Annotated in this window: 16 protein-coding genes; 3 read left to right on the forward strand and 13 right to left on the reverse strand. The window is 75.3% G+C overall.

Annotated elements, in window-relative coordinates:
• Window positions 1–39: 39 nt before the first annotated feature.
• Window positions 40–321 (reverse strand): hypothetical protein, encoded by a 282-nt coding sequence (locus ACFYXU_RS17100; RefSeq protein ID WP_389458209.1) that lies wholly within the window; start codon window positions 319–321, stop codon window positions 40–42.
• Between the two features lie 155 nt (window positions 322–476).
• Between ACFYXU_RS17100 and ACFYXU_RS17105 the strand changes: the two genes are divergently transcribed.
• Together ACFYXU_RS17105 and ACFYXU_RS17110 are read left to right on the forward strand one after the other, a co-directional pair.
• The gene (locus ACFYXU_RS17105) at window positions 477–854 is read left to right on the forward strand and encodes a thiol-disulfide oxidoreductase DCC family protein (RefSeq protein WP_389458211.1); all 378 of its coding nucleotides are present in this window, start codon (window positions 477–479) and stop codon (window positions 852–854) included.
• Between the two features lie 131 nt (window positions 855–985).
• On the forward strand, window positions 986–1,378 hold the full coding sequence (locus ACFYXU_RS17110) for an ATP-binding protein (protein WP_389458213.1): 393 nt from the start codon (window positions 986–988) through the stop codon (window positions 1,376–1,378).
• 90 nt (window positions 1,379–1,468) lie between these two features.
• On the opposite strand, the gene ACFYXU_RS17115 is transcribed toward ACFYXU_RS17110, so the two are convergent.
• Both ACFYXU_RS17115 and ACFYXU_RS17120 read right to left on the reverse strand, forming a co-directional pair.
• Window positions 1,469–1,726 carry a DUF6213 family protein gene (locus ACFYXU_RS17115; protein WP_376517711.1) on the reverse strand — a complete coding sequence of 86 codons (258 nt, stop codon included), beginning with the start codon at window positions 1,724–1,726 and terminating at the stop codon, window positions 1,469–1,471.
• A 233-nt stretch (window positions 1,727–1,959) separates the two neighbouring features.
• Window positions 1,960–3,261: an amidohydrolase gene (locus ACFYXU_RS17120; RefSeq protein ID WP_389458215.1), complete on the reverse strand. Its 1,302-nt coding sequence runs from the start codon at window positions 3,259–3,261 to the stop codon at window positions 1,960–1,962.
• Between the two features lie 155 nt (window positions 3,262–3,416).
• Between ACFYXU_RS17120 and ACFYXU_RS17125 the strand changes: the two genes are divergently transcribed.
• Window positions 3,417–3,587: a thiazolylpeptide-type bacteriocin gene (locus ACFYXU_RS17125; protein WP_030757923.1), complete on the forward strand. Its 171-nt coding sequence runs from the start codon at window positions 3,417–3,419 to the stop codon at window positions 3,585–3,587.
• A 91-nt stretch (window positions 3,588–3,678) separates the two neighbouring features.
• Here the strand turns inward: ACFYXU_RS17125 and ACFYXU_RS17130 are convergent, their stop codons facing one another.
• The 10 genes from ACFYXU_RS17130 to ACFYXU_RS17175 all read right to left on the reverse strand — a co-directional run bounded on the left by ACFYXU_RS17130 (window position 3,679) and on the right by ACFYXU_RS17175 (window position 20,795).
• On the reverse strand, window positions 3,679–5,676 hold the full coding sequence (locus ACFYXU_RS17130) for a TOMM precursor leader peptide-binding protein (RefSeq protein ID WP_389458217.1): 1,998 nt from the start codon (window positions 5,674–5,676) through the stop codon (window positions 3,679–3,681).
• Entirely contained in the window at window positions 5,658–6,413 is a 756-nt protein-coding gene (locus ACFYXU_RS17135) for an ABC transporter permease (protein WP_389458219.1), read from the reverse strand. The genes ACFYXU_RS17130 and ACFYXU_RS17135 overlap by 19 nt, the downstream gene beginning before the upstream one ends.
• Window positions 6,414–6,415: 2 nt before the next feature.
• The gene (locus tag ACFYXU_RS17140) at window positions 6,416–7,405 is read right to left on the reverse strand and encodes an ABC transporter ATP-binding protein (RefSeq protein WP_389458221.1); all 990 of its coding nucleotides are present in this window, start codon (window positions 7,403–7,405) and stop codon (window positions 6,416–6,418) included.
• A gap of 126 nt (window positions 7,406–7,531) precedes the next feature.
• The gene (locus tag ACFYXU_RS17145; protein ID WP_389458223.1) at window positions 7,532–8,629 is read right to left on the reverse strand and encodes a metalloprotease; all 1,098 of its coding nucleotides are present in this window, start codon (window positions 8,627–8,629) and stop codon (window positions 7,532–7,534) included.
• Window positions 8,626–9,792, reverse strand: coding sequence for a lantibiotic dehydratase C-terminal domain-containing protein (locus tag ACFYXU_RS17150; protein WP_376517254.1), 1,167 nt, complete (start codon window positions 9,790–9,792; stop codon window positions 8,626–8,628). Before ACFYXU_RS17150 ends, ACFYXU_RS17145 begins: the two co-directional genes overlap by 4 nt.
• Window positions 9,780–12,596: a lantibiotic dehydratase gene (locus tag ACFYXU_RS17155; protein WP_389458225.1), complete on the reverse strand. Its 2,817-nt coding sequence runs from the start codon at window positions 12,594–12,596 to the stop codon at window positions 9,780–9,782. The genes ACFYXU_RS17150 and ACFYXU_RS17155 overlap by 13 nt, the downstream gene beginning before the upstream one ends.
• Before the next feature lie 10 nt (window positions 12,597–12,606).
• Entirely contained in the window at window positions 12,607–14,235 is a 1,629-nt protein-coding gene (locus tag ACFYXU_RS17160; protein ID WP_389458227.1) for a nitroreductase family protein, read from the reverse strand.
• A 41-nt stretch (window positions 14,236–14,276) separates the two neighbouring features.
• The gene (locus ACFYXU_RS17165; RefSeq protein ID WP_389458509.1) at window positions 14,277–16,199 is read right to left on the reverse strand and encodes a TOMM precursor leader peptide-binding protein; all 1,923 of its coding nucleotides are present in this window, start codon (window positions 16,197–16,199) and stop codon (window positions 14,277–14,279) included.
• 92 nt (window positions 16,200–16,291) lie between these two features.
• Window positions 16,292–18,538 carry a TOMM precursor leader peptide-binding protein gene (locus tag ACFYXU_RS17170; protein WP_389405677.1) on the reverse strand — a complete coding sequence of 749 codons (2,247 nt, stop codon included), beginning with the start codon at window positions 18,536–18,538 and terminating at the stop codon, window positions 16,292–16,294.
• A 262-nt stretch (window positions 18,539–18,800) separates the two neighbouring features.
• The gene (locus tag ACFYXU_RS17175) at window positions 18,801–20,795 is read right to left on the reverse strand and encodes a BTAD domain-containing putative transcriptional regulator (RefSeq protein WP_389405676.1); all 1,995 of its coding nucleotides are present in this window, start codon (window positions 20,793–20,795) and stop codon (window positions 18,801–18,803) included.
• Between the last annotated feature and the right edge of the window lie 427 nt (window positions 20,796–21,222).

A 21,222-nucleotide genomic window follows, 5' to 3' on the forward strand; every position in this document is an offset into this window, starting at 1 on the left:
TCCTTGCTCTCGACCTGCGAGTGCACCACCGCGTCGGTTTCAAACATTCGGATGCTCTCCGTCAAGCGCCGCCAGCCCCTCGCTCCACCGTGTGCGGCGCTCCGTCCCGCTCTGGTCCCACCAGGGCGTGCCGCGCTCCCCGAGAGCCAGCTTCGCCGTGTGCACCCGGTGTCGGGCGGCGCGTTCGGCCTCCGGGTCCTGGGCCCGTAGCGCCGCCCCCACGGCACGACGGGCGCTCATGAGATGCGACTGCAGCCGTGCGGCGATGTCCTCGGGCACGTCGGGGTCGGTGGCCCGCCAGCGCCTGCCCTTGACGATCACGTACCGTCCGTCAGGGGTGCGGGAGATCCGTCGTGCGTCAGCCGTCACCCGTACAAGCCTGGCAGACGCACGAGGGCGCGCACATCGGGCCGGAGGGGGACGGCGACGGCGCCCCGCATCCGCGACGGACGAGGAAGTGGCGGGATGATGGAGTCATGCGTCCTCGGCCTGTGCTCGTCTACGACGGAGACTGCGGCTTCTGCACGACATCGGCGCGGTTCGCCGAGCGGGTGGTCCGGCCCCGCTGCGACATCGTCCCGTGGCAGTTCGCGGACCTCGACGCCCTGGGCGTCACCCCGGAGCGCGCCTCGTACGAGGTGCTGTGGGTGCCGCCCGCCGGCCCGGTGGAAGGAGGGGACCGGGCCGTGGCGAAGGCCCTCCTGAGTGCGGGCGGGGTCTGGGCGCCGCTGGGGGCCATGTCCTTGCTGCCCGGCGTGCGGTGGGTCGCCCGACGCGTCTACCGGCTCGTCGCGACCCACCGCCACCGGCTGCCGGGAGGAACTCCGGCGTGCAGGATGCCTCCTCCTCCATGAGCCCCTGAGACTCCACGACCTCCTCGCGGGAATCCGCGCCTCCCACGGTTCACCCGGCCGGGGCAGGGCACCCGCACCACATGACCAGTCCGAGGACTCGGCCCAGCATCTCCCGGACACGCCGGTACGACTTGACCGCCGGTGAGGGCGTGGTGCGGGAGTGCCGCGAACTCGCGGCGCAGGCCGTACGCGACTGGTTCGGGACCGCCGGAGGCCGTGGCAGGGCCGCCACCGACGTACTGCTGCTGGTGTCCGAGGTCGTGACCAACGCGCTCACCCACGGTGGTGTCCCGTACGAACTGCGACTCGACGGGATCGAGAGCCGGCTGTGGGTGCAGGTCAGCGACACCAGCCCGGTGCGCCCCCGCCCCCACGGCCGGCACCGGGCCGACCGCCCCTCGGGGCACGGCCTCTACCTCCTGGGACAGCTCGCGGAGGCGTGGGGCTGCGTCCCCCGGGGGCGCGGCAAGGCCGTCTGGTTCGAGGTGGAGGTGGAACCCGGCGCCGGGCGCTCACGGACCTGAGGCGAGGCCCGACCTGCCGCCGGGCTAGTCACCGGCCTGACGCAGGGCGCTCACGGACCTGAGGCGAGGGCGCCCCCGCGTCGGACGTCCTCACCCTTCCCGCGCCACGCTGCCCGAGTCGCCTCCGCCGCCTCCGTCGCCGAACGGCATCAGGCCGATGCACTCGGTGTCGATCCGGTCCGCGACCTCCGTCAGGGAATCGGCCAGCGCCTCCACGGTCTCCGCTTCGAGGTCGGTTTCCCCCGTGCCCGCGGAGTCCAGCCAACAGGTCGCGAGGCGGCGCAGGAGGTCGGTCACCTGCTCGGCGGGGAGCAGGAGCGGACCTCCGGGGACATGGACGAGAGTCATCGACGGGTTCATGGCAACCGCCCTCCGCGCTACGGGACGAGGGCGGTCCGTGGTCCGTGGGCACGGAGCCTTCGCCCGGACTGCCGACGACCGGACCGGGATCCGTCGCCTCCTCCTCGACCGACTACCCGGCCCCGGGACGCGTACGCCAGGCAGACCTGCGTGAGCATCGCTCGCCGGGCGCCCGGGGCGTACGCCAGGGGTGTCGGGCCGGGCGTACCGTGCTCGGCCGCTCACTCCCCGTCGATCAGGGGGCCGGAGTCCTCGGCGCCCGCGAGCCCGCTGAGGGCCGCCGCGGCCAGGGCGGTGACGGCGGGCTCCAGGGCCGTGCGCGGGTCGGGGGCGAAGAGGGGGGAGTGGTTCGGCGGGAGCCGGCCCGCCGAGGCCGCCCACTGACGCGGGCTCGCGGTGCCGACCATCCAGTAGACGAGCGGGACGTCCTTCTCGCCGTGGAGCGCTGCGCCCGCGCCGCCGTACAGCGGGAAGTCCTCCGAGGCCAGCGACGGCGGCCAGTCCGCGACCCGGGCGGAACCGCACAGCCTCGTGTGCGCGGCGCGGACCGCCCGGGTCGCGGCCGGATCGCCCCACAGCGCCGGTGCGCGGGAGACGGTCCTGATCTCCGGTTCGCGCGGGCAGGCGGAGGCGGCGCACTCGGCCCGGACGACGCGCTCCACCGCCGCGAGCGCGCGGTCCAGGGACGCGTCCGTGAGCGCGCGCAGGCCGATGCCGAGCCGTGCCGTGTCCGGCACCACGTTCACCGCCGTGCCCGCGCGCAGCGTGCCGACGGTGAGGGTGAGTTGGTCGGCCGGCGCGGTCTCGCGGGACACGATCGTCTGGAGACGGGTGATCACGGCGGCGGCGGTCACCACCGGGTCCACGGCCAGGTGGGGCGTCCCGGCGTGTCCTCCCCGCCCGTGCAGTACGACGTCGAGCGCGGCGCTCGCCGCCGTCATCGGAGCGTACGGGGTGCCGTGCGCGACCATGCCCGAGGGCAGCGGCGCCGCGTGCTGGGCGAGCACGACGTCCGGCCTGCCGAACCGCTCGTACAGGCCGTCCTCCAGCATCGCCCGTGCCCCCGTCAGCGTCTCCTCGGCCGGCTGTCCGAGGACCACCAGGGTCCCCCGCCACCGCCCGGCCGCGCGGCCCAGGACGTCCGCCGCCCCGGTCGCGGCGGCGAGGTGCAGGTCGTGTCCGCAGGCGTGCATGGCGCCGTTCCCGCTGGCGTAGGGCAGCCCGGTCCGCTCCTCCAGGGGAAGGGCGTCGAGTTCGGCCCGCAGGTACACCCGCGGGCCGTCGCCGTTGCGCAGGACGCCGACCACGCCGTGACCGCCGACGCCCCGGGTCACGGCGAGGCCCAGGGCGGCGAGCCGGTCCGCGAAGAGCGCGGCCGTGCGGCGTTCCTCGCCGGACGGTTCGGGGTTCCGGTGGACGTCCAGATAGAGCGTGAGCGCGGGACGCAGGGCCTCCCCGGCCGAGGCGAGGGCGGGGTGGGGGAGCGCGGGTGCGGCGGGCGTGGGGGGCTCGGGCTGGTTCACGGGGCTCCAGAGGGGGTGGGAGGCGCGGCGCTGGCGTCGCGCGCCAGCGATGTGCGTGCGGGAGACGTGCCGAACGGTGAGCGGGCGGCGGTGGAATGGGAGACGAACCCACCCCCGGGCGGTCCCGCGAGGGACCGTGGTCAACAGGAGGCGCCATGAACAAGGACCTGAGCACGCTCGCCGACGAGATCCTCGAGCTGGAGGCCGAGACGTTCGAGATCTCCGACTACTCGGACGCCAGCGAGGTCGTGCTGGCCGGCTCCACCAGCACCAGCTCGACCTCCACCTGCAGCTCCACCACCAGCACCACCTCCTGCTCGGCCTGATCACGGCCGCAGGCGCGCCCGGTGTCCGGTCCCCGGACACCGGGCGCGCCGCTTTCGGGCCACTTCCGGGGCCCGAGAGCCACGGGGACCGCTACGGGAACGGGTGCGGGACCCGGCGGATCTCGGCGTCGGTCAGGTCCGTCGCACGGTGGCCGCCCCGGCGCAGGGCCGTCCGCAGCCGGGGCAGCAGCGGCGCCCGCTGCCGGTTCCAGCCGAAGTCGATCGGCAGCAGACCCGGTACGAGGGTGCTCACCGTGCACAGCCCCATCCGCTCCTGCTCGGGCGTGGTCTGGTCGACGACGATCACGTCGTGCCCGGCCCCCGCGAGCAGGTCCGTCACCGCCCGGACGTCGTCCCGCAGGTCGTCCGTCCGGGGCCGTCCGGACGACTCCCAGTCCCGGTAGACCGCGTCGAAGGGACGCACCGCCGACGGCTCCAGAAAGCCCCGGGCGTGCACCGCCATCCGCGGCAGCCCGTACAACTGCGCGTGGTCCTTCAGATGGCGGACCAGGTCGAAGTCCTCCGCCATGGCCTCCAGTTCGGCCCGGCGCTCACGCGTCTGGCGCGAGAGGTGCGGGATGTACGTGAGCACCTCCGACAGCGCGCCCTCCACCGCCGACCGGGGGTCGAGCGAGGCCGCCGCCGCGAACGAGAGGGTCCCCGGGCCGCCGTCCCGGCGCACGGCCACCGCGGTGACCACGGGGACCGGCAGGTCGATGCGGTTGTCCAGGACGTGGACGTCGTACCCCTGGAGCGCCGCGCGTTCCGCCATGGCCGCGGACGTCCGGCCGCCGACGGTGCCCAGGTCGATCTCGGTGAGCCGGGCGTCGCCGTACCAGGCGTTCAGGAAGGCGTCCCGCTCGACGAGTTCGAGCAGTCCGCCGAGGACCGCCTCTTCGAGGCTGCCGCCGATGGCGCAGCCGTTGGAGCACTCGAAGACGAAGTTGTCGGCGGCCAGCCCCGCGCTGTAGTAGACGAGGCGGGAGGGGACCAGCACCGGGCGCTCGTCGCGGAGCGACCACCCCCACTCCCAGGGGATCGCGCGGTCCGGGTCGAACGGGTCCACCAGGGGATCGTCGCGGTAGGTGCGCGGATCGTAGAAGCCGCAGGTCGCGGGGTCGACGGCGTCGTCACGGAGCTGGTTCCAGGAGCCGGTCACCGGGGAGTGCCGGCCGCGCCGGTGGGTTCCCGCGTACCGTTCGAGGCCTTCCAGGAAGGCCAGGGTGCGGCTGGTGGAGAAGGTGTTCTCCTGGCCGCTCCACGTGACGTCGTTGAGCCCCGCGTAACCGCGGACGAAGACGCTTCCGGCGACCGGGGCCGTCGTCGGAGAGGTGACGCTGATCCAGGTGCCGCCGCCGAGCGCCCCGCACACCGGGTTGGCGAGCGCCTCGCGCGGCAGCGGGTACGAGGCCGCGGCACGCAGCCGGTACGTGCCCGGGTCCGGCTTCCGCCGCTCGGCGAGTCGCATCGGGCGCGGTCCGGCCGGGACGCGGTCGGGCGCGCAGTCGGGACAGAGCGGATCCGCGAGCAGCGGGTAGGTGCGGACCGCGAGCGTCGTCAGGTCGACCCGGGACACCTGGGGCAGCGTCCGGTCGGCGGGCTCCGACGAGGCCGGCTCGGCCCCGGGGCGGCCGTCGAGCACCGCCTGGTGGAGCGCCGCGACCGCGTCGTACACGTGGTCGGTGAGCAGCGGCCACACACCGGCCGGGCGCGGCCCGTCCGGACCGCCGGTCTCCAGCGCGTCGCGCTCGCTGCGGCTGCGCAGCCGCTGCCAGCGCAGGGCGAGGCAGCGGCCGCAGGCGGGCGCGGTGCCGTCGCCGCCCCACGGCCCGACGAGCACCGCGGAGGCGGTGAGGTGGACGCGGGCGCCGGCCCGCTCGGCCGCCCAGGGGTCGGGGGCTCCCCCGCCGCCGAGCGGGGCGGCGGCGTCGGTGACCCCGACCGGGACGACGGGCACGTCGCGGCCGATCCGCGCGGTGAGCGCGGCCCGCAGCGCGGACCGCGCCTCGTCCAGCGGCAGCGGTAGCGGCGGGGGCGGCGCGGTGACGCCCGGGGTACGCCCGGCGGCGCTCACGACGACCTGGTCCATCGGAAGGTCTTCACCGCGACCGCGCCGAAGACCAGGGCGAAGACGAGCAGTCCGGCGCAGCCCACCCACACGTCGGAGGCGTCGCCCCGGCCGGCGAGCGCGTGGGACACGGCGTCGTTGAGATAGCGCAGCGGCATGACGAGCGAGACGTTCCGGAGCCACGACGGCATCGAGTCGAGGGGGAAGAAGGAACCGGACAGGAACGCCATGGGCAGCATCAGGAAGTTGGCGACGGCCGCGACCGACTCGGGCGTGTTCGCGAACGACCCGATGATCACTCCGAGCAGCAGGAAGGTGGTGATGCCGAGGACCAGGACCGGGATCAACAGCGGCCATCCGGAGGCCGGTTCGAGGCCGAACACCGGAAGCATCGCGACACCGACGAACAGCAGCGACTGGACGGCGCCGACGACCAGCGCGATCACGTACCGGGAGCCGATGACGGCGGAGAGCGGGGCCGGGGACATCCGGATCAGCCGCAGGATGTCGTCGGTCCGCCACTGCATGAGGGTGAAGGCGATGCCGAACACGGCGGCGTTCGCCACGCCCCAGGACAGCACGCCGGCCGCGGTGTACGAGAGGTAGGACAGGCCGCTCTCCTCCACGGCCTGGCCGCGGAAGATCAGCCCGAAGACGACGAGGAAGAGCAGGGGGAAGGCGAAGGTGAAGAAGAGGGTGGTCCGGTCGCGGACCTGGGCCCGGTAGCCCGCCCCGGTCAGTGCGGCGTAGGCGCTCATGGTCAGGACTCCGTGGTCTCGGTCTGCGGGTGGCCGGACCGTCCGGCCCCGGTGAGGCGGGCGGTCAGGTCGAGGTAGACGTCCTCGAGGCCGGGGGAGCGGGTCTGGACGCCGTCGAGTCCGACGAGCCGGTCCACGGCGGAGAGGACACGGCCGGAGGCGTGCGTCTCCAGGACCAGCGAACCGCCCTCGACACTGACCCGCTCGACGCCCTCGATCGCCGCGGCGCGGTCCTCGTCCAGGCGGCCCAGGGGAAGCAGGAGCCGGCTCGGGGCCTGTGACGCCCCGATCAGCTGGTGCGGCGAGTCGGTCACGGCGATCCGCCCCTCCACCAGGATGGCGATCCGGTCGCAGAGCGCCTCCGCCTCGTCGAGGTGGTGGGTGGTGTACACGATCGTGCGCCCCTCCGCCTTCAGCCCGCGGAGCACCTCCCACAGCGCGCGGCGGGCCTGCGGGTCGAGGGCGGCGGTCGGCTCGTCGAGGAAGATCAGCTCGGGGCGGTGGACGAGTGCGGAGGCGATCGCCAGCCGCTGCCGCTGACCGCCCGAGAGGTCCTCGACCCGCACCGCCCGCTGCTCGGTGAGCCCCACGGAGGCGAGGGTGGCGTCGACGGCGGCGCGCGGCGCGCCGTAGAGCGCGGCGACGGTCCGCAGATGCTCGCGCGCGGTCTGGCGGACGAAGAAGGCCGAGCTCTGGGTCTGCACGCCGAGCCGGGGCAGCAGCGCCGTGTTGCGGGGCCAGGGGGACTCGCCGAGCACGGCGACCGTGCCGGTGTCTGCCCGGCGCAGCCCCTCCATGATCTCGATCAGGGTGGACTTGCCCGCGCCGTTGGGGCCGAGCAGACCGAAGAACTCGCCCCGGTGGATCTCCAGCGAGACGTCGTCCACGGCCCGGCGGTCCCCGTACCGCTTGGAGACTCCCCGGACCTGGACGGCGGCGGTCGTCGGACCGCCCGTGGCGGATGTGGTGGACATGGCCTGTACCTCACTCATGTGGTGCGTGGTCCTTCGTGTCAGCCGTGCGGGCGGTGTACGGACGGTCGGCCGAACTCGCGGTGCATGGACGGGACGGCCGAGCGGGTGCGGCGGGAACGGGTCAGCCGAGCAGGCGCTGTACGGTCAGCCGATCAGGCGCAGTACGAGCCCGGTCGTGGCCGCCGCGACGAGCAGGACGAGGACGACGGAGCCGAGCGCGTACACCGTGTAGATGCGCCGGGCGCGAGGGGAGTAACCGGCGAGGGCCTCGGCCCCCCGGCGGCGCGACGCCAGATAGGTCCGGGTCTCGGGGGCGAGGTGATCGGCGCCGAGGGCGTGCCCCAGCATCCGGTACCCGTCGAGCGGAGGCAGCGGTACGAGATTGCTCAGCGCCTGGATCGTGCCGAGCACCAGGAGGCCGGCGAGCGGGGAGCGTTCCGCCGCGTCGGCGGGCAGCAGGAACCACCAGACGCCGAAGGGCAGCAGCAGCACCATGTTCAGCTGGGCGCCGGCCCCCGCGACGACCAGCTTCGCCCGCCGCCCCGGCAGGAACAGGTAGTCGTCCACCGTGCAGTAGAGGAGGGCGGCGGGCAGCCGCCAGCGCAGGCCGATCTCGGCGACGTGCCCCCCGTAGTGCTGGGCGGCGACGCCGTGCGCCAGTTCGTGGAGCGTGATGCTCGCCCAGAGGAACAGCGCGACGCCCGTCAGCGCGAACGGCTGCCGTACCAGTTCCGCCGTGCCGTCGAGCAGTTCCCCCGACCGCCACGCGAGCATCCCGACGAGCACGAGGACGACGGCGAGGAGCGGAAGCTGGACGGTGGGGTGGAGGAGCGGACGCAGCAGGCGATGGAGGCGCGCGGTGGTCGCGTCGGCGTCCGCGACCAGGGGACGGGTGCCGCGCCACAAGGAGTTGGGGCGCCGGGGAGCCGGGGCCGGGACCACCGGATCGGGCGCGCCGACCAGCAGGCCCCGGGCGCCGAGCAGGCCGAGCAGCCGGTTCCAGTGCTCCTCGCCGAGCCTGCGCCCGAACCGTTCCGCGTACACGGGAGCGAGGTCGTCGAGGTTCCTCGTGCCGTCGAGGCGCGCCATGAGGAAGTGCTCCTTGATGCCCACCTCGAAGGCGGCCCCGGTGACGGGGTGCCGCACCAGGTGCACGGTCCGGGGGCCGCGCAGGAGCGGCGGGCCGAGGAGCACGCCCGGACGGAGGGCGGGGCGGTAGGCCCGCGCGGCAGTGGCGGTCACGCGTCCGCCGCCGCGAGGTGCGGGTCTCTGAGGACCTGGCCGAGGACGAAGGACAGGTAGGCCTCGTCGCGGATCGTCACGTGCAGCCGGTTGTTGGTCATGTGCATGTACGGGGAGAGGAGCCGGGGGAGGACCGACGGCAGATGGGTGAGCGGCGCCGTGGGGACGGCGTCCGCCGCCTCCGCGCGCACCTGGCCGGTGTCCTCACGCGCGGGGCCCTCCCGCAGCGGGAACACGAGCTCGCCCCGGCTCGTCGACTCCGCGACCCGGGCGCGCAGTTCGAGGCAGTGCTCCGCCCACCCCCGCAGGAAGGAGGGGAGCCGCCCCAGCTCGCCGCTCGCGACGGCGGCCCGGACGGCGGCGAAGCGGCGGCCCAGGGCCGGCGCCGTCTCGGCGTAGTTCCGCTCGTACTCCTCCGAGCCGATGAACCCGGTCCCCGGGAAGGCGTGGTGCCAGAAGCGGTAGTAGCCGTCCAGGTAGTCGGAGAGCCGCTCCTCCTCCGGCAGGAAGCAGCTCGCCATCACCATCATCAGCTGCGCGGAGGTCCCCAGGAGCACGGAGCGGAGGTGGAGGTTCATCGTGCGGAAGGCGTCGACGACCAGCTCACTGGAGTGGCGGAAGTGCCACTCGGCGAGCTCGACGCCGGCCGGGCCGCCGTATTTGGCGTACTCGGGGGCGTACGGCTCCACGCTGAAGCTGTTGTTCGGCCGCAGCCGCATCCGGCCGTCGTCGCCCATGTAGCGCCGCCGGTCCTCCCCGGGGAACTCGATGTCGAACAGGGCGTTGTAGAAGTCCTTGAGGAAACCGGAGTCCACCTCGTACAGCGCGGGACGGCTCCGGAGGAACGCGGTGAGCGCCTCCTCGGCCCGCCGCCGCACCTCGGCGGAGGCCGCCGGGCTCGCGGGGCGCAGCCGCAGCCGCACGTGCGGCCCCTCCAGCCAGTAGTTGATGAAGAAGTGACCGGCGAGCAGCCCCTCCTCGGTGAGCGCGGCGACGAGCGGCCGGACGCAGTCCACCAGCATCGGCCGCGGGCTGGCGGCGTAGAAGACGTGCAGGGCGATCCACTCTCCCGGTTCCCGGGCCGGGGATCCGGGACGGTCCGGGGCGGTGCCGGTCGTCACGCGGGGCGCGGGGGCGGGGTGCGGGGAGGTCAGTTCGGGCATGTCGGGCCGTCCTCGGTGCGATGGCGGGCGGTGAAGGTCTCCACGGCCAGTTCGGCCACGTGCCGGCCCCGGGGAGACGTCAGGTGCAGCGCGTCCCCGGCCGGGAGCATCTCGCGCAGCGCCACTCCGGCGCCGGGCTCGCGGTCCACCAGGGCCTCGAACGAGGACAGCGACAGCGGACTGGCGAAGTCCACGTGCGCGGGCTTGGCGCCGAGGGCCCTGCGACCCTCGCGTTGCACCGTGGCGAAGACCTGGTCCGGCAGGCCGTGCCGGCGCTGCCAGCGCCGCCACTCCAGGTACCACGAGGCCTCGTCCGCGCCGGGGCGGCGGACCGGCAGCACGGCGGCGTCCGCCGTCCAGCAGCGCCGGCTCAGCACCAGGTCGCCGTGGACCACCCTCGGTCTGCGCGTGACGCCGTCGACGGCGGGACCCTCGGGAACGCCACCCCAGACATCGGCCGGGGTCATGGAGCTCGGCGAGAGCAGCAGCAGGGTGCGGGGGATCTCCGGCAGCGCCACCGGTACGAGGTACCCGAGGTAGACCGGCACGACCTCGCGGCCGAGCCGTCGCGAGCGCAGGACGAGACGATCGGTGCGCTCGTCGTGCTCCAGCGAGAGGTCGCTCAGGTCGATGCGGGCGTCCTCCGGCACCGTGGACGTCTCGCCGGGGCACACGATCTGGTGGTCCGTCAGCCTGCCGTGCAGATTGAGGTTGCTGGTGACGGGGCCACCGGTCAGCTCGGCGAACACGGCCCCCGGGGGCAGGCGGTCGCGCAGCTCCGCGCGCAGCGTCTCCGAGAGTCCGGCCCGGCCGTGCGGGACGGACCCCGGCGTCCCGTCGTAGGCGTGGGTGAAGCGGCTGAAGGGGAAGGCGAGCCCGCCGTACGACCGGTTGAGGACCACGCGGGCGCGCTCCTCGCGGCCCGGCACGGGCAGCGCCACCTGGAGATGGTGGCTCCGGGGCACGAAGTCGGCGACGAGCGGCTCCAGTTCCCCGGCGACGGCGGACAGCAGATCCGCCGGGAGCCGCAGCTCGTCGTCCGTGCCGCTCCGTTCCCATGCCTCCCACAGCTCCCGCATCCCCGTGACGAAGCGGCGGCGGGCGCCGTCCAGGACGCGCAGCGCGGGCTGCCCGAGCCAGTTCTCCTCGGGGACGTACTCGCCGTCCGCGTCGAACGTCGTGCGCTTCGCGGCGAAGGAGACGTACTGGTCGAAGAAGTCCTCGTGGAAGTCGTGCACGAGGCCGAGCAGGTCGTCGCAGCGGCCGCCGCGTCCGAAGCGGGCCAGGAAGAAGCCGTGCAGGGTGACGCGGTGGGGGAGCGTGAGGTCGAACATCGGAAGGATGCCCTCGACCGCCCGCAGGTCCCGTCCCGTGGCGCCGGCCAGGGGTCCCGCTCCGCAGCCCAGGTCGTCGCCCGCGCTGACGTCCTCGTAGAGGAGCGTGCGCGGCAAGGTGGGCTTCTCCGCCCCCAACTCGCCCTGGATCGCGAGGAGTCGCTCACGGAGGCTCCGCAGCAGCGCGCGTCGCTCGGCGAGAGAGGCGGCGGGGTACGCGGCCAGGCACCCGGCCGGTCCGTCCAGGGCGTCCGCCACCGCGTCGGCCCACGGCGCGTCGAGGTCGCGCAGGGCGCGCTGGAACGACCGCAGCGGGTCCGGGCTGTGCACGTCGGTGCGCAGGCTCGGCACCTGGACCATGCCGAGCTGGAGCAGCGCGGCGGCGTACCGCTCGCACTCGGCGGGCCCGGCCCCGTGCTCGGTCCCGAGCCACGCGACCAGGTCGCGGTGGCGCAGTTCCGTCCGCCCGTCGAGGAAGGCGAGCAGACGCTCCAGAGTGCCGCTGCCCCGCAGGTAGAACAGCCGGTCGCGGACGGCGTCGAAGGTGACGGACGCGTCGTCGTCGCCGCTCGTCACCCACTGCCGCACGTAGCGGATCCGGTCCTCGTCGCGGCCCCAGCCCGGGGACAGCACGACGGGGAGGTCCTGGCGGCGCACGGGGTCGGCGAGGATCAGCTCGGCCAGCCGCCCCAGGGCGATCACGTTGAGCCGTACGTGACCCGTCCAGGTCTCCGGCCCGTCGACGCGCAGGCCCACGTCTTGGCCGGGCCCGGCGTCGAAGACCCCGGTCGCGACCGGCGTGAGGGTGCTGAAGGGGCTGGTCTTGCACGCCGTGCGGGAGAGGTACGCCAGCGCCGACCGCTCGATCTTGCGCATCCGCCCGCCCGGATCGGCACGGGTGTCGGCCAGGTACGCGTCGAGCCGGCCGTCGAGCACCGGCGACGCGAGGAGCAGCCCCTTCCGCAGCGGCTCGTCGGCGAGCGCGGACCGCAGGGCGGCGCGCGCGGACCGCAGGTCCTCCGCGAGGAGGGCCGGTCCCTCGCCGAGGAGTTCGCCGTGCGCGACGCGCTCGTCCAGCCAGGCCGAGACGTGCGCGCCGGCCGCGCCGTCGAGCCCGGTCACCAGGCGCACGGCCGCGGCCGGGTCGGCGGGCAGCCGCCCGTTGAAGATCTGGCGGCGCAGGGAGAGGAGCGCCCGGCGGGCGTCGTCGCCGACGGCGTCGGCCGCCTCGACCAGGGCGTGGAGCTCCTCGCTGAGCGCGGCGCCGCCCTCGGTCAGGCGCTCCTCGCGGGCCAGGACCTCCTCGGTCCAGGCGTGGGCCCGGGGGCAGCGCAGCCCTTGCACGGTCTCCACGGGCAGTCCGGCGGCGCGGAGCAGGAAGCGCCGTCCCACCTCCCAGGTGACCGGCCCCCCGGTGCTCGCGGGGGGCCCGTCGCCGGACCCGGTGCCGGTGCTGGTCAGCTGTGTCATCGCGGCCCCCTCAGGCGATCTCGTGACGGAAGTCGGCGGGGCGCGGTCGTTCGTTGCCGAGCGGCATGATCAGCAGGGGCGCCTCCGAGGTGCCCGCCAGGCCGAGCTTCTCGACGAACGACACGTTGTCGAAGCCCAGCGCCACCCCCGCGCCGAGCGACAGCGCGGACGCCGCCAGATAGAACGTCTGGGCCACGGCGCCCGCCGTGCCCACCGCCAGCCGGTAGCCCCGGTCGCCGACCGCGTCCAGGACGGCCGTCGTCCGCACCGTCGGCACCAGGACGACCCCGGCCTGCTCCAGGTTGTAGTTGGCCAGGAAGTAGTTCTCCTGGAGGAACGCCCCCTGCGGGCCGGGGACGACCAGCGCGAGGTCGCCCGCCTCGGGGTCGTAGACGTACGCGCCGGGCGCGACGTCCCGGACGTGGTTGACGAAGGCGTACAGCCGGACCTGGCGCAGCGTGCCGTCCGGATCGGCCTCCCCGCCGAGCGAGGTCGCCGCGCAGGCCGCGAGCACGGACGACAACTGCCCCGGTGTCACGGGGACGGCCGCGTCGAAGCGCCCGAAGCTGCTGCGCCGGCGCCGCAGGACGCTGCGCACCGGCACCTCGGGGAAGGCGGGCGGGGGCAGCGGGACGCGGGTTCCGCCCGACGGGACGGGCCGGGCGGCCGCCGGGGCGAGCGCGCCGGGCGCGGGCCGGTCGGCGGCACCGGCCAGGGCCGTCGCGTGCATCGCGAGCACCGTCGGGAACGCGATGACGGTACGGGACCGCTCGACGTCCCGGTGCCGCACCGCCGGGTCGGGGCCCCCGGCCACCGGCGTACGCGGCGCGCCGGCCGCGGCGTCCCAGCGCAGGGGCACGACGGCGAACACCCCCTCCTCCTCGCCCACCGTGCCGAGCAGGCCGTTCAGCCGGGGCTCGTCGAACCACAGGACGGGCGCCGTCCGCAGCCCGTGGGCGGCGGCCCAGACGCGCCAGGTCTGCACGAGCGTCCCGACGTCGGTGCAGACCACGTGGTAGCCGAAGCTGTTGTACTTGAACGCCGTCTGCCAGTACTTCACCCCGAGGATCAGGTACTGGTCGGTCTCCAGGGCCTCGGCCGGGGCGTCCTTCCCCAGCGCCTCGCGCACCCGGGCCGTCACGTCCCCCGTCAACAGCCGCTGCACGGCGTGCCGCTGGACGTCGTAGTGGTGGATGCCCGGCGTGAGCGGGCCCGAGGGCCCCGAAGCCCAGTAGACCCCGACCGGGTAGAGGCCACCGCCGCCCGCCGTGCCCCGCGACCAGTTGGCGTGCGGGTAGAGCGGCAGCCCGGACAGGTCGCTGTTCGCCTGGACGCCGAGACGGCGGCCGGTCAGCCCGTACGAGTCCTTCAGCATCGCGGACAACAGGGGCAGGGTGAAGCCTCCCGGCGGACCGTCCGCACCGGCGGGCGCGGATCCGTCGCCTCGCCCGGGCAGCAGTCCGGCACGGACGGGAGCGTCGGCCCGGCCGTCCCCGTCGGGCAGGGCGTAGCACTCCGCGCCCGGGTAGAACTTCCCCCGGCGCGGCCCGTCGGGCCAGTCGGGGACGAAGTCGGCGGGTTCCATCGGAACACGGCCGCGGTGCAGGACGGCATCGGCGTACTCATGGGCGTACCCCATGGGGTCGGCCTCCTTTCGGACGGCGTGCGGGACGGGCGCCGCTACGGGAAGGGGTGGGGTGCGGGATGGAGCCCGGCGGGGCCCAGGGCCGCGCGCATCCGGGGCATGTGGCGGGCCCGCTGCCGGGACCAGCCGAAGTCGATGGGGAGGAGTCCGGGCACCAGGACCTTGACGGTGTGCAGACCGAGTGCCCGCTGCTCCGGCAGGGTCTGGTCGACCACCACCACGTCGAAGCCGGCCGAGGTCACCGCGCCCACGGCGCGCAGCAGGTCCTCGCGCAGGTCCGTGCCGCCCGTGGCACCGTCGGCGTCCGGCCACGCGAGGTCGGCGACGGCCAGGAGGGGCGGGCGCTCCGGTCGGCGCAGCAGGAAGTCGGCGTGCCGGCCCATCTCCGGGACGCCGTAGACCAGCGGATGGTCGTGGAGCGTGGTGACCAGGTCGAAGTCGGCGGCCATCGCCCGCAGCCGGGCCTCGTCGCGCCGGGTCCGGCCGACCAGGTTGACGGAGTCCGTGGCGATCTCGCAGAGCGCCGAGTCCAGGGCCGACTCGGGGTCGAGGCCCGCGCCCGCGCCGAAGCACATCCGGCCCACGCCCCCGTCGAACCGCTCGGCGCACGCCGTGACCACCGGGACCGGGAGGTCGGCCCGGGTGTCGAAGAAGCGTGCCCGGTAGCCGTACATGGCCAGCCGGTCGACCATGTGCCGGGTGCCCGCCCGGGTGCTGGTCGCCGGGTCGATCTCGCGCAGCGGCACCTGCCCGTACCAGGCACGCAGGAAGGCGTCCCGCTCGACGACCTCCATCAGGCCGAAGTAGACGGCCTCCTCCGTACTGCCGCCGGACGCACACCCGTTGGAGCTCTCCTGCACGAACCGGTTCTCCAGCCCCGGGGCGTGGTAGTACGCCAGGATCTCCGGCACCGCGCGCGGCGCCGCGTCGCGCAGCGACCAGCCCCACACCCAGGGGATCTCCCGGTCCGGCGCGAAGGGCCGCACCCGGGGGTTGTCGCGGTGGAACGCGTCCGCGTACAGCCCCGTCTCGCGCGGGTCCACGGCGACCGCGCCGAGCTCGTCGAGCGACGCCCGCAGACGCGCCCGGCGGGTCCGGGCCCGCATCCCCGCGTAGCGCTCAAGCCCTTCGAGGACGCCGATGAGCTGGCTGTGCGCGTACGTGTCGGCGTGCCCGCCCCAGAACGTCTCGCGCAGGTACTCCCCGGAGCGGGAGGAGAAGCATCCGACGGTGGCCGAGGTGGTGGTCGAGGCGACGTCGCAGACGACGGACGAGCCGATCGCGCCCCAGTGCGGGTTGGCGAACGCGTCCAGGGGCAGCCGGTAGTCCTCGATCCGGCGCACCCGGAAGACACCCGGACGGTACGTGGGGGCCGGACGCAGCGTCAGCCCGGCGGCCTCGGCGGTGTCCTCCTCGGGCCTTCCGCACGACGGGCACTCCGGGTCGGGGACGAGCGGATGGCTCCGCACCGTCAGGGCGTCGAGATCGACCAGATGGACCCGGGGGTACGGGCCGGGCTCCGGGTCCCGCGCCGCGAGCCCCGCGACGAGCGCGGCGACGGTGGCGGCGGCGAAGGGGACGTCGTACGGCCAGTCGCCCGCGGAGCGGGTCTCCGACCCGAGTTCGAGACCCTCCCGGAGGGGGACGGAGCGCACTCCCTGCCAGCGGCGGCGGAGACAGGTCGCGCAGCCCGCGCGGTCCGCCCGCCCACCGGCCCCGGACGGCGCGGGCCATGGCCCGACGAGCACCTGACGCCCGTAGAGGTGCACGGGGACCGGAGAGTCGCCGGCCCCGGAGCCGTCGCCGCTCTCGGCGTACGCGTCCCGCACGCCGAGAGCGGCGACCGCCACGGCCGGCACCGGTCCGGCGGTCCCTCCCCGTGCGGACCCGGGCTCGTCCGGCACGGGTCCGGCGTTCCGTCCCGGAGGGGACCCGAGCTCGTCGAGCGCGGCGCGCAGGGCGACGGCGAACCGGGAGGCGGACCCGGCGCGGGCCGGAGCGCCGGGGGCACCCGCTGCCCCGGAGCGCGCCCGGGTCACGGTGCCGGCTCTCAACGGGCGTCCCGGGTCAGCAGGACGCGCACGGTGTGGATGCCCGCCGTCGGCAGGTCCCCGGCGTGCGTCGGGACGACGAACGCGTCCCGGCCCGTGGCGGCGAGGCGTTCCAGGACGTGGGCCCACTCCACGGGCGCGCCCGGTGACCCGGCGGGCCCGCTCCCGGTGACCGGCACCAGGGAGGCCGCCAGGTCGCGCAGCAGCGGATCGCCCTCGTCGGCGGTCCGCCCCTCCCCGGCGAGCTGCGCCTCCCCCAGCAGGTCCCGGACCGCGTCGACGGCGGCCGAGGTCAGGTCGAGGGCGGCGCCGACGGCCCAGCGCCCGGGGGCCGCGCCGTCGGGCGCCGTCCGTGCCAGGACGACCGACGCGCCGGAGCGCGCCCGCTCGCCGAGGTCGAGCAGCTCGACGGTGAGGCCGAGCAGCGCGGCCGAACGGAGCAGGAACGTCGTCTCCGGATCCCCGCCGAAGACCTCGGGCGCGATCCCGGTGGTGTCGCCCGAGCCCGTCACGGCCCGGCGCAGGGCGTCGTGGGCGAGGGCCGACAACAGCCCCGCGGCCGCCGCCTCCGGGAGGTCCGACCCGGCCCCGGCCCCCGCCCGGGTGGGCTCGAAGCGACGGTCGGCGTTGTCCGGGCCGAAGGGACGCACCGCGCCGGCCGGCACCCGCACGAGCTCCTTGGTGAGGAGCGAGACGGCCGGCGTCCAGCGGGTCGCACCGCCGGAGCCGCCCGTGCCCGAGGCAAGGGCGAGGAGGTCGGGGTCGACCGGCGGCAGCGCGGCCGTCGGCTCGGCGAGGACGGGGGACGGGACCACGTGTTCGGCGTAGACCGCCGCCGCCGCGTTCAGCGCCCGCAGCCGGGCTCCGGCGGTGTGGTGCACGTCGAAGGCCGTGATCGTCCGGGCGCCCCGGTGACCCAGCCCGAGGACGACCGCACCCACCTTGAGGGGCGTCTGCGTCAGCGGCTCGTCGGCGTACGACGTGAAGACCCCGGTGAACGGGCGGACGAGCGCCGAGCGTCGCTCCAGTTCGGCGAGCGGCCCCTCGGCGGCCTCGTCGTCGGGCGCGGTCGCGACCGTCGGCAGGAACGCGGGGCGCGCCGCCGCCGCCGTCACGTCGACCGGCTCGGGCAGGCCCGCGGCGGAGGCGCAGAACGGGCAGCGCGGGTGGGGGAGCAGCGGCTCCGACGCGACGTCGAGACTGGCCATGGACTGGACGAGCACCCGGTCCCGGGTCTCGCCCGGCAGGGCCCCGGTGACCAGCCGGAAGACCTCGTACCCGAGCAGGTTCCCGAGCATCGCGGCGAGCGGTCCGGTCGGCCCCGGGCCGGGCGTGCCCGTGCCGAGGGCGAGACCGCTCCACAGCTCGGCGGCGTCCGAGGCGGCGGCATTCCCGGTCGCGCCGAGCCGCAGCGCCGCGCAGGACCAGCAGGACGACGAGTCCGCGGTCGTCACGGGACCGACGACGGCCGAGCCCCCGAACGTCCAGGCGGGCAGCAGCGTCCGGCCCCGGGGCACGCCCTGCCGCAGCAGCGGCAGCACGAGAGCCGGTACGTCGGGCCCGGCGGCGGCCACCACCACGTCGTACCCCTCGTACGCCGCCCAGGCGTCCCCGCCCGCGCCGGTGTCCCGTCCCGGCAGCAGCGGCAGTTCGACGGGACAGCCCTCCCCGGCGAGGGCGGCCGCCTCGGCCCGTACGGCCGCGAACTCCTCCGGCGTCACGGCGGCCGTGCCCTCGGCGAGGGAGCGGTCGACCCCGACCGTGGCGCAGCCGTTCCGGACGAGGGAGAGCACGCACCAGCGGGCCACCGGACCGTCGCCGACGACCGCGACCCGGGTGTCCCGGAAGCGCGCGAACCGGCTCGCGGCGCCGTCGGCGTAGTGGTCGATGTACGCGATCTGCGGTGCGAAGCGGGCCGCCGCCTCCGGAGCGGGCGCGGGGTCCGCGGCCGTGTCGTCCGGCGCGGGCACCGGGCGGGCGAAGCCCCGCCCGTAGAGCGCCTGCACCAGCTCGCCCACCATGGCCTTCTGCGTGTCGCCGAACCCCGCGCAGATCTCCTCGACCGCCCGGCTGCCGTCCAGGTACGGCATGAGGAGCGTGGCGAAGCGGTAGCCGGACTTCGCGGTGAGCTGGAAACCGCCGTCGGCGTTGTGGAAGATCACGCCGCCGGGGGTCTGCGTGAACAGGACATCGCGACGGACTCGGGGCCGGGTCGCGGCGATCTCCGCGTACGACGTAAGGGTCATGCGTGCGTCACACCTCTCGTGTGCGGGACGGAGCCGGAGCCGGGGGTGGCGGGAACCGACTGCCGACCGCTCGGCTCGGGGTCTTCCGGGGGACGGACGGGGGACGGGACTGGGGGGACGTACGGGGTGGGTGCGGGTGTGTGGGGCCCAGGGGCCTTCGGGGCGTACGGGGTGAGTTCGGGTCTCTGGGGCCTGGGGGGCCTGTGTGGTCTGCCGGGTGTCCCGGGGTGCCGTGTCCGGCGGACGGCGGGCCGTCCCGGCGTCACCCCACGGCGGCCGGCCTGCTCCCGTCCAGGCGCGGGAGCTCCCCGTGCCGGGGCGGCCGCAGCAGCGCGGGGACGTGCCCGGCGGACGAGCCCGCCGCGCGGCGGGCGTGCGCCCGCAGCAGCTCGTGCGTCCAGAAGGAGCCGGGCTGCCCCTCCTCCAGGAGACCGGCGTCGAGGAGGCGCTCGATCAGCTGCTCCGCCGCCTCCTCCGGGAGACCGAGGAGCCGGGCCGCCCCGTCGGCGGTCACCGGGTCGTGGGACGACGAGGCGAGGCGCAGATGGGCCTCGGCGAGCGCGGGAGGGAGCCGCCGCAGCGCCTCGTCCAGCCGCTGCGGCACCGACATGCGGGGGTCGTCGGCGAGGCTGAGCCGGCCGACGGGGTCGTGCCGGAGCCAGTCGGCGTAGTCGGCGAGGCGCAGCCGCGGCCGGGTCAGCAGCCGGGCGGCGGCGATGCGGAGGGCGAGCGGATGGTGGCCGCAGGCGGCCGCGAGGGGGATCGCCGCCGAGGGTTCGGCGGCCATCCGGTCCCGGCCGAGGACGGCGGCGAGCAGCGCCCGCGACTGCTCCGGATCGAGGGCTCCGAGCCGGTGCACGGTGCCGCCGTGGGTGGCGACGAGCGCGGGGAGCCCCATCCGGCTGGTGACGATCGCCGCCCCGTACGCGTACGCGGTCAGCAGCGGGCGGACCTGATCGGGGTGGACGACGTCGTCCAGGACCACGAGGACCCGGCCCGTTCCGGGCCCGGCCGACAGTGCCGTACGGAGTTCGTCGGCGGCCTCCTCGGCCGGTCGCGGACTGCCGTCCGGCCGGGTCAGCGGCACCAGGAGGCAGCCGTCCGGGAAGTGACGGCTCACCAGGTGGGCGACCCGCAGCGCGAGGGCGGTCTTCCCGATGCCGGGAGCGCCGGAGAGGACGGCGAGCGGCGCCCGCTCCGAGCCGCCGCCGGGGCTCCCGGCCGTGAGCAACCGCACCAGGGAGGCGACTTCGTGCTCGCGTCCGGTGAAGCCGGGGACGGTGGGGAGCGGCGGGTACGGACCGGCGGCGCCGGGGACGGCGAGTGTGGGGGCGCCGGGCTCGACGGAGCCCGAAGGGGCCGAGACCCGGAACAATTCATCCCGGGCGTCGGGGACTTGAGTGCGCGGGAGCGGCGCGGAGCCGTCGTCCGACGGAGCCGGGGGGCGGGTCGAGGACGGGGACGGGTCGATCGCTCCCGGTCTCGTCGGCGCGTCCGGTCTTCGCGCCGCCCCGGCGCGGCCGAGGTCCTCGCCGCGCAGGATCGCCAGTTCCAGGCGCTGGAGTTCGGCCCGCGGATCGACGCCCAGGCGCTCGCGCAGGTGCCCCTTGATCCTGCGGTACTCGGCCAGGGCCTCGGTCTGCCGGCCCGTCCGGTACAAGGCCTCGATGAGCTGCTCGGCGAACCGCTCGTGCGCCGGGTATACGCGCGTAACCTCCCAAAGATCAACGAGTGCTTCCCGACATCGGTCGTGCTCCAGCTCGATGTCGCAGACCCGTTCCAGCACCCTGAGCCGCTCCTCCGCGAGGCGCGGCACCTCGTCGCGGTGCAGCAGGTCGGAGGGGACGTTGGAGAGCAGGCCGCCCTGCCACAGGGCGAGCGCGCTGCGCAGCGTGTAGAGCTCGGAGCCGGTCCCGGACGCGGCGGCCCGCTCGACGAGGCGGCGGAAGTGGAGCAGGTCGAGCGTCTCGGCGTCGGCGTCGACGCGGTAGCCGCCGGCGACGGCGGTGACGGCCTGGTCCTCGATGCCGTACTTGGCGAAGAGCCGGCGCAGGCGCAGGACGCAGCTCTGGAGCGCGGTCTTGGCCGTCGGGGGGTGTTCCTCGCCCCAGACGACGTCCCGCAGGCGGTCGCCGGAGACGACGGAACCGGGCCGGACGAGCAGCGCGGCGAGCAGCGCCGTCGGTTTGGAGGGCGGGAGCATCACCACGTCCCGTCCGTCGGTGACGCTCAAGGGCCCGAGCAATTGGAATCGCACCGTCGTGTCCGCCTTCCTCGTCCGCTGGTGCCAGGTGTGTCCCCGGGGTGTGACGACACGCCCTAGGAGTGGCCGGAGTCGTACGGCCTGGAGCGGGAGGTGGGGGGCCGGGCGGGGGCAGCGGGCATGACGAACCACCGGGGAAGGCAGAGGGAGGCACGGGGCAGGTGCGGTGCGCTGGAGCTGCTGAGGCCGCCGGAGCGGCCCGGGGAGGAGCGAGAGCGTGGGGGGCCGCGATTCCTGGTCGGGTTCGAGGTCCGCAGGGTGCAGGAGGAAGGTACAGCGGCGACGCCGTGGAGGGGATGGGGCGTGCGCGCTTCCGGACATCCACAGGGGTGAGGTTTACGCGCGGTGAGGACCGTGCGGCGGTGTCGGGCGAGGGGGCCGAGATGCGGGGTGATGAGGTCATGACACTCGCTGCCCGCTA

It is taken from the genome of Streptomyces sp. NPDC002232, assembly GCF_042890295.1.
Taxonomy (GTDB): domain Bacteria; phylum Actinomycetota; class Actinomycetes; order Streptomycetales; family Streptomycetaceae; genus Streptomyces.

What these genes read in the sequence shown, in the direction of transcription:
- ACFYXU_RS17105 (WP_389458211.1), top strand. Translation starts at nt 477, where the DNA reads ATGCGTCCTCGGCCTGTGCTCGTCTACGACGGAGACTGCGGCTTCTGC.
- ACFYXU_RS17115 (WP_376517711.1), bottom strand. Translation starts at nt 1,726, where the DNA reads ATGACTCTCGTCCATGTCCCCGGAGGTCCGCTCCTGCTCCCCGCCGAG.
- ACFYXU_RS17125 (WP_030757923.1), top strand. Translation starts at nt 3,417, where the DNA reads ATGAACAAGGACCTGAGCACGCTCGCCGACGAGATCCTCGAGCTGGAG.
- ACFYXU_RS17130 (WP_389458217.1), bottom strand. Translation starts at nt 5,676, where the DNA reads ATGGACCAGGTCGTCGTGAGCGCCGCCGGGCGTACCCCGGGCGTCACC.
- ACFYXU_RS17135 (WP_389458219.1), bottom strand. Translation starts at nt 6,413, where the DNA reads ATGAGCGCCTACGCCGCACTGACCGGGGCGGGCTACCGGGCCCAGGTC.
- ACFYXU_RS17140 (WP_389458221.1), bottom strand. Translation starts at nt 7,405, where the DNA reads ATGAGTGAGGTACAGGCCATGTCCACCACATCCGCCACGGGCGGTCCG.
- ACFYXU_RS17150 (WP_376517254.1), bottom strand. Translation starts at nt 9,792, where the DNA reads ATGCCCGAACTGACCTCCCCGCACCCCGCCCCCGCGCCCCGCGTGACG.
- ACFYXU_RS17155 (WP_389458225.1), bottom strand. Translation starts at nt 12,596, where the DNA reads ATGACACAGCTGACCAGCACCGGCACCGGGTCCGGCGACGGGCCCCCC.
- ACFYXU_RS17160 (WP_389458227.1), bottom strand. Translation starts at nt 14,235, where the DNA reads ATGGGGTACGCCCATGAGTACGCCGATGCCGTCCTGCACCGCGGCCGT.
- ACFYXU_RS17170 (WP_389405677.1), bottom strand. Translation starts at nt 18,538, where the DNA reads ATGACCCTTACGTCGTACGCGGAGATCGCCGCGACCCGGCCCCGAGTC.